The organism is Tistlia sp. (assembly GCF_040905785.1).
Lineage (GTDB): Bacteria > Pseudomonadota > Alphaproteobacteria > Kiloniellales > DSM-21159 > Tistlia.
Map to the genome: position 1 here is coordinate 1 of NZ_JBBDQW010000030.1, position 7,689 is coordinate 7,689.

A 7,689-nucleotide genomic window follows, 5' to 3' on the forward strand; every position below is an offset into this window, starting at 1 on the left:
CCCCCCCCCCCCCCCCCCCCCCCCCCCCACGAAGGCGGCCATCCGGCCGTCTGGCGTCGGCAGCCATGTAGGCTCTGCGCGGCGCCCGGTCAATCGGCCCCGGTCAATCGGCCCCGGTCAATCGGCGGCGGGCGTCCGGGTCAGGGCAGCCAGCGCGGCGAGGCGGCCGGCCGTCTCGGGGTCGAGCGTGCCGGTCACGGCGGCGGGGCGGAAGTGGCGCTGGAAGGCGCGCAGCACCGCGGCGAAGTCCTGCTCCAGGTAGCCGTAGCCGAAGGCCGCGAGCTGCCGGCGCGCCAGCGCCTCGTCGGGCTCGGCCGGCGGCGCGCCCTCCGGCCACAGGCCGATCCCGGCCGCCGCCAGGCACGCCCAGTCGAACAGCTCGCCGGGGTCGTCCTTGCGCAGCGGCGCGACGTCGCTGTGGCCCAGCACCTGGCGGCGCGGGATCGGGTGGCGCGCCAGGATCTCCCGGCAGAGCGCGATCAGGCTCCGGGTCTGGGCCTCGGGGAAAGGACGGTAGCCCCACTCGTGGCCCGGGTTCACCAGCTCGACGCCGATCGAGCGGGCGTTGAGGTCGCCGCGGCCGCGCCATTCCGCGAGGCCGGCGTGCCAGGCCCGCCGCGGCTCCGCGACGAGGCGGCAGATCCGGCCGTCCTCCTCGATCAGGTAGTGGGCGCTGACCTTGGCGGCCGGGTCGCAGAGCCGCTCCAGGGCGGCCTCGGGGCTGGTCATGCCGGTGTAGTGCAGCAGCAGGATCTCGATCGGCTGGCCAGCCGGCCGTGCGTCGTGGTTGGGCGAGGGGCGCGCTTCCATCGTCAGCTCGCTCAAGGCGGGGCCTCCAGGCTAGACGCGCTCGGCCGTCGGCTCGGTCGTGGTCGGCCGGCGGATCACGATGATGCCGACGCCGACGACGACCAGCGCGCCGCCGAGCAGCAGGCCCGGGGTCAGGCTCTCGCCGAGCGCCAGAACGCCCGAACCGGCGCCGAAGATCGGCAGCAGCAGGGTGAAGGGCATGGCGACGCTGACCGGATGGCGCTTGAGCAGCCAGTACCAGCCGCCGTAGCCGACGACCATGACCGCGAGGCTGGTGTAGGCGACCGCCGACCAGGCGAGCCAGCTGGCGTCGCGCAGCGCGGCCAGCTGCCCGTCCTCGATCAGCCAGGAGCCGAGCGCCAGCTGCGGCGTCGCGAAGAGCGACATCCAGCCGGCGATGGTCCAGCCGGAGACCTCGTGGAGCGCCTTGACCAGCAGGTTGGAGACCGCCCAGATCAGCGCCGCGCCGACGACCAGCCCGAGCGAGAGATAGCTGCCGGCCAGGCGCGGCTCGCCGGCGACCACGGCGACCCCGGCGAAGGCGATCGCCATGCCGAGCAGGCGCCGCCAGCCCAGCTTGTCCTTGAAGAACAGCACCGCGAGCAGCGAGGCGAAGGGCACCTGGAGCTGGATCGCGATCGCCGCCGTCGAGGCGTCGATGCCGTCCAGCCCGGTGAACATCATGGCGAAGTGCAGGAAGCCGAGCAGGAAGGACAGCAGCAGGATCTCGCGCCAGCGCCCGGTCGGCCGCGGCACGAAGGGCAGCAGCACGGCGGCGACGATGGCGAAGCGTAGCGTCATCAGCAGCATCGGGGACATCTCGCGCAGGCCCCACTTCGCCATCGCGAAGTTGAAGCCCCAGATCACCATGATGCCGATGAAGCCGAGCAGATGCAGCGGCGGGATCGCGAGGTACTTCACCCGCCGGCTTCCCCGGCCAGGCGCTCGCGCTTCTCCTCCAGCTCGAGCCAGCGCGTCTCCGCGGCCTCCAGCTCGCCGCGCGCCGCCTCCAGGCGCCGGCTGCCCGCCTCGAAGCGCTCGGGATCGCGGCTGTAGAGCGCGGCGTCCGCGAGCTCAGCCTCGAGCTCCGCGATCTCCCGCTCCAAGGCCGCGATGCGGCCGGGCAGCAGGTCGAGGTCGCGCTGCTCCTTGTAGCTCAGCTTGGCGCCGCGCGCCGGCCGGGCCGGGGGCGACGGGGCCGGCGGCGGCGGCGCCGAGCGGCCGGCCGGCGCCGCGCCGCGCATCACCGCCGCCGGCAGGCCGCCGGCCTGGCGGATCGCGTCGCTGTAGCCGCCGGGATACTCCGCCGCCCCGCCGAGGCCGTCGAGCAGGATCACCGAGCTGCACAGGCGGTCCAGGAAGTCGCGGTCGTGGCTGACCAGCAGCAGGGTGCCGCGGTAGTCGGCCAGCACCTCCTCGAGCAGGTCCAGGGTGTCCATGTCGAGGTCGTTGGTCGGCTCGTCGAGCAGCAGCAGGTTCGAGGGCCGGGCGAAGAGGCGCGCCAGCAGCAGGCGGTTCTTCTCGCCGCCGGACAGCGCGCGCACCGGCTGGCGGATCTGGGCCTCCTCGAACAGGAAGTCGCGCAGGTAGGCGACGACGTGGCGCTGGCGGTCGCCGACCTGGATCATGTCGCCGCCGGTCGGGCAGAGCGTCTGCCACAGGCTGGCGTCGGGATCGAGGGCCGCGCGGTGCTGGTCGAAGACCTCGGCCTGGACGCCGCTGCCGAGACGGACCCGGCCGGCATCGGGCTCGAGCCGGCCGAGCAGCAGGTTGATAAGGGTGGTCTTGCCGGCGCCATTGCGCCCGACCAGGCCGATGCGGTCGCCCTGGCGGATCCGCGTCGAGAAGTCCTCGATGATGGCGTGGCCGTCGAAGCGCTTGGTCAGGCCCTCTGCCTCGATGACCACGGTGCCGCCGCGCTCGGCCTCGGCGATCTCGATCTGCGCCTCGCCCTGGCGGCGCTGCAGCAGCTTGGCGCGGGTCGAGCGCAGGTCCTTGAGGCGCGCCAGCCGGCCCTCGTTGCGCTTGCGCCGGGCGGTGACGCCGCGCTGCAGCCAGTGCTCCTCCTGGCGCAGCACGTTGCCGAGCCGGTCGAGCTCGCGCGCCTCGCCGGCGGCGACCTCCTCGACCCAGGCGTCGAAGTGGGCAAAGGAGCGCTCCATGCGCCGCAGCGTGCCGCGGTCGAGCCACAGCACGACCGAGGAGACGGTCTCGAGGAAGCGGCGGTCGTGGCTGATCGTCAGCAGCGCGCCGCGCCAGCGGTTGAGCTCCTCCTCGAGCCACAGGATGGTCGGCAGGTCCAGGTGGTTGGTCGGCTCGTCGAGCAGCAGCACCTCGGGGCGGCCGGCGAGCACGCGGGCCAGGGCCGCGCGTCGCCCGGCGCCGCCCGACAGGGTGCCGAGCTGCGCCTCGGGGTCGAGGCCCAGGCGCTCGATCGCCGCCTCGGCCAGATGCAGTGCCTCGGGCTCGAGCTCGGCGCCGACGTAGTCGCGCACCGTGGTCCCGGCGGCCAACTCCGGGTTCTGCGGCAGGTAGCCGACGCGGGTGCCGGGCTGCAGGAAGCGCTGGCCGCCGTCGGGGTCCTGCTGGCCGCAGAGCAGGCGCAGGATCGTCGACTTGCCGCTGCCGTTCCGCCCGACCAGGCAGGCGCGCTCGCCGCGCGCCAGGGCCAGGTCCAGGCCCTCGAACAGCTTGCGGTCGCCGAGGTCCACGGCAACCGACTGCAGGGCGATCAGCGGCGGCGACTTGGCGGCCGCCGCCGGTGTCCTGGCGGGCGGGCTCTTGGGCACAGGGGGCATGGGATCAGGTCAGGTCGGCTGGCCGGGGCGCATCACAGCCCCCGGCGCTTCCGGACCTCGTCGTAGGCCTGGTTGATGGTCGCCAGCTTGCTGTTGGCCACGGCGACGAACTCCTCGGGCATGCCCTGGGCGATCAGCTTGTCCGGGTGGTTCTCGCGGACCAGCTTGCGGTAGGCCGCCTTGATGGTCTCGGCGTCGTCGTCGTGGCGGACGCCGAGGACGGTGTAGGGGTCGCGCTGGTCGGGGCCCATGTTGGCGGCGCGGATGCGCGCCCAGTCGGCCTCGTCGAAGCCGAAGGCCGTGGCGACCTTGCGCAGGAACTCGATCTCCTGTTCGGCGATCGCGCCGTCGGCGCGGGCGATGTGGAACAGGCCGTCGAGCAGCTCCTCGAGCACGCGCGGCCGGCCCTTGAACATCTGGCCGAGCTGGCGGGCGTAGGGCTCGTAGCCGTAGGCGTCGCGGCGCGCCTGGTTGAAGATCTTCCCGACGTTCTTCATCTCCTCCGGCGGCACCCGGAAGACCTCCTTGAAGGCGGAGACCTCGTCCTTGGTGACCTTGCCGTCGGCCTTGGCCATCTTGGCGCCGAGTACGATGACGCCGATGGTGAAGGCGATCGAGCGGGCGCTGTCGCCGGCCTCGCCGGTACCGTGGTGCTCGTAGGTGGCGCTGTCCGCGTCGGCGCCTGCGCCGCCGCTCTGGTCCTTGAGCAAGTCCTGGCGGGTCGACTCGCGCATGGAATCGACCGCGTGGCCGGCGAGACCGCCGATCAACGCGCCCAAGGGCCCGCCCAGCATGAAGCCGGCGGCGCCGCCGACGATTTTTCCCCAGATGCTCATCTATGCCTCGACCGCGCGCATCCTGCCGCCGCGATCCGCCGTCGGCAAGAGGTCATATTGCGATGCGGCATTGCAGCAGGGGGGACGCGCCCGAGGAACCGCCCGCCGCTCGCGGGCCGGATCAGGCGGCGCGGACCTCGGCCAGGAATCCGGCGACGCGGTGGCTGAGCTGCCCGGCCTGCTCGCTGAGCTGCCCGGCGGCGGAGACCAGCTGGCTGGCGGCCGCGCCGGCCTCGGTGAGCCCTGCTGCACCGAAGCGATCTCGCCGCTGACCCCGCGGGTGCCGGTCGAGGCCTCCTGCGTGTTGCGGGCGATCTCGCCGGTCGCCGCCGACTGCTCCTCGACCGCAGAGGCGATCGAGGCGGAGACCTCGTCGATCTCGTTGATCGCCTTGCCGATCTCGGCGATGGCCTCGGCGGCGTTGCCGGTGATGGTCTGCATGGTCGTGATCTGCTGGCCGATCTCCTCGGTCGCCTTGGCGGTCTGGGTCGCCAGGTTCTTGACCTCCGAGGCCACGACGGCGAAGCCCTTGCCGGCCTCGCCGGCGCGCGCCGCCTCGATGGTCGCGTTGAGCGCCAGCAGGTTGGTCTGCTCGGCGATCTCCGAGATCAGCGTGACCACCGAGCCGATCCTGTCGGCGGTCTCGACCAGGGTGCGCACCGTTGCGTCGGTTTCCTCGGCGCGGGTCACCGCCAGGCGGGCGATGCGCGTCGCCGAATGGACCTGGCTCGAGATCTCGCGGACCGAGTTGGACATCTCCTCGGCGGCCGAGGCGACGGTGGTGACGTTGTCGGTCGCCTGCTCGGCCGCTGCCGCGACTCCGGTGGCGCGCTCGCCGGTGCGCGTCGCCATGTCCGACATCGCCCTGGCGGTGTCGTGCAGCTCAGCGGCGGCGCCGGAGACGCTCTCGACGATGCTCTTGACGTCGCGGTCGAAGCTGTCGGCGATCCTGCCCATGGTCGCGACCTTCGCGCTCTCGCCGGCCTCCAGGTAGATCGAGATGGCGAAGTCCATGTCGAGCAGGGCGGCCTTGGTCACCGCCTCCTGCAGCCCCGAGCGCTCGGCGGCCGCACGCTTCGACCAGCGCGATCCGGGGCGCTCGGCGATCGCCGCGATCAGGCTGGTCAGGAGGAAGGAGTAGCCGCCGATGTAGATGCGTGGCTCCAGGCCGAGCCGCTGGTGGACCTCGCCGATGCGCCGGACAGAGGCGACGTAGGTCTGGTCGAAGCGTCCGTCCAGGATCAGCTTCCAGTGCTCGAACTGGGCGTCCCTGGCGTGCTGCTTGGTCCGGGCGTCCGGGAAGAAGGCCGCGGTTTCCGGGAAAGCGTCGATGTGCCGGTAGAAGCTGTCGAGGATGCCCGGGAGCACCTGCTCGAGCCAGGGCTTGGCTGCGCGCAGCAGGGCGCCGGTCTCGGAATCGATCTGGGCGAAGGCCAGGCGTTCCTTCAGGTAGTCGCTCGACATGTCGGAGGATCCTCGTGGGGCAGGGGGTCGGCACGGGCGGGTGCCCGCCGTTCGGCCCCGACCTTCGTCGGCAATTGTGAAGTTAGGGTTTCCCCGGCCCCTCCCCGAACGGCCGCGGGCCCGCCGGGGGCGCGGGGGGGCCCCGTCACTCTGCCGCAAGGCGCCTGTCTCAGGCGGCGCGGACGTCGGCCAGGAAGCGGTCGACGAGCTGCCGCAGCTCCTCGGATTCGCGGTTCAGCTGCTGCGAGGAGTCGAGCACCTGGCCGGCGGCGGCGCCGGCCTGGCGTGTCGCCGTGGCGACGCCCTCGATGGCACGGCTGACCTCGGCGGTCCCGGCCGAGGCCTGCGTCACGTTACCGGAGATCTCGCTGGTCGCTGCCGACTGCTCCTCGACTGCGGAGGCGATCGCCCCGGCGATCTCGCTGAGCTCGGCGCCCACGGAGTTGATCTCGGCGATCGAGTCGACCGCGCCGCCGGTCTCGGCCTGGATCGAGGCGATCTGCTGGCCGATCTCCTCGGTCGCCTTGGCGGTTTGGGTCGCCAGGTTCTTGACCTCGGAGGCGACCACCGCGAAGCCCTTGCCGGATTCCCCGGCGCGCGCCGCCTGCTTCGTAAAGACGAGGAACTGCTATCTGTATTCATTCGATTTCTGCGTCGTTTTAGTTGAAGCGGACCATAACCGACGCGCGTCTTCGATCGGAATCGGCGGGCTGCCGTCCCTGCGTTCGGCCGCAGGATCGCCCCCGCTTCCCGGCGTTGACTTTTCCGCCCCCAGCGTCGTCAATCCCGGCTTCCGAACGAGAGGGAGCGATCATGGCGGACGGTCTTGCGAGCGGCGGCAACTGGCAGTTCTGGATCGACCGCGGCGGCACCTTCACCGACGTGGTGGGCCGCGCGCCCGACGGCACGATCCGGACCCACAAGCTGCTGAGCGAGAACCCCGAGCAGTACCGGGACGCCGCGATCCAGGGCATCCGCGACCTCCTGGGCCTGGAGCGCGAAGCCCGGATTCCGGCCGAGCGCGTCGAGGCCGTGAAGATGGGCACGACGGTCGCGACCAACGCCCTGCTCGAGCGCAAGGGCGACCGCACGCTGCTGGCGATCACCGAGGGCTTCGCCGATCAGCTGCGCATCGGCTACCAGAACCGCCCGAAGATCTTCGCCCGCCGGATCGAGCTTCCCGAGCTGGTCTACGAGCGGGTCATCGAGATCCCGGAGCGCGTCCGCGCCGACGGCGAGGTCCTGAAGCCGGCCGACCTGGAGGCCGCGCGGACGGGCCTGCAGCAGGCCTTCGACGACGGCATCCGCTCGGTCGCCATCGCCTTCATGCACGGCTACCGCTACCCCGAGCACGAGCGCGCCGTGGCGCGCCTGGCCCGGGAGATCGGCTTCACCCAGGTCAGCGTCAGCCACGAGGTCAGCCCGCTGATGAAGCTGGTCGGCCGCGGCGACACCACGGTGGTCGACGCCTACCTCTCGCCGATCCTGCGGCGCTACGTCGACCAGGTCGCCGGGCAGCTCGGCGCCGGTACGCCCGACGCCGTCAGCCTGATGTTCATGCAGTCGAACGGCGGCCTGACCGACGCGCGCACCTTCCAGGGCAAGGACTCGATCCTCTCGGGCCCGGCCGGCGGGATCGTCGGCGCCGTGCGCACCGCGGCCATGGGCGGCTTCGGCAAGATCATCACCTTCGACATGGGCGGCACCTCGACCGACGTGGCGCACTACGACGGCGAGTACGAGCGCGCCTTCGAGACGCTGGTCGCCGGCGTGCGCATGCG

At 72.2% G+C, this 7,689-nt stretch carries 6 protein-coding genes and 1 pseudogene; 1 reads left to right on the plus strand and 6 read right to left on the minus strand.

What is annotated here, in order from left to right; translation table 11 throughout:
- Positions 1-117 precede the first annotated feature (117 nt).
- The 6 genes and pseudogenes from WD341_RS07805 to WD341_RS07830 form a co-directional block, all read right to left on the minus strand.
- Positions 118-810 (minus strand): N-acetylmuramoyl-L-alanine amidase, encoded by a 693-nt coding sequence (locus tag WD341_RS07805; RefSeq protein WP_368424883.1) that lies wholly within the window; start codon positions 808-810, stop codon positions 118-120.
- 30 nt (positions 811-840) lie between these two features.
- Positions 841-1,731: a DMT family transporter gene (locus tag WD341_RS07810; protein WP_368424878.1), complete on the minus strand. Its 891-nt coding sequence runs from the start codon at positions 1,729-1,731 to the stop codon at positions 841-843.
- Complete coding sequence (locus tag WD341_RS07815; RefSeq protein WP_368424879.1) at positions 1,728-3,608, minus strand: ABC-F family ATP-binding cassette domain-containing protein; 1,881 nt, start codon at positions 3,606-3,608, stop codon at positions 1,728-1,730. The genes WD341_RS07810 and WD341_RS07815 overlap by 4 nt, the downstream gene beginning before the upstream one ends.
- A gap of 32 nt (positions 3,609-3,640) precedes the next feature.
- Entirely contained in the window at positions 3,641-4,444 is an 804-nt protein-coding gene (locus WD341_RS07820) for a TerB family tellurite resistance protein (RefSeq protein ID WP_368424880.1), read from the minus strand.
- A complete protein-coding gene (locus tag WD341_RS07825; protein WP_368424881.1) occupies positions 4,445-5,908 on the minus strand; it encodes a protoglobin domain-containing protein in 1,464 nt (487 codons plus the stop codon).
- Positions 5,909-6,077: 169 nt separating this feature from the next.
- A pseudogene (locus WD341_RS07830) lies at positions 6,078-6,500 on the minus strand (methyl-accepting chemotaxis protein); the annotation flags it as partial.
- Positions 6,501-6,721: 221 nt separating this feature from the next.
- Here WD341_RS07830 and WD341_RS07835 point away from each other — a divergent pair.
- Positions 6,722-7,689 (plus strand): hydantoinase/oxoprolinase N-terminal domain-containing protein (locus tag WD341_RS07835; protein WP_368424882.1); only part of this gene is annotated, 968 nt, incomplete at its 3' end.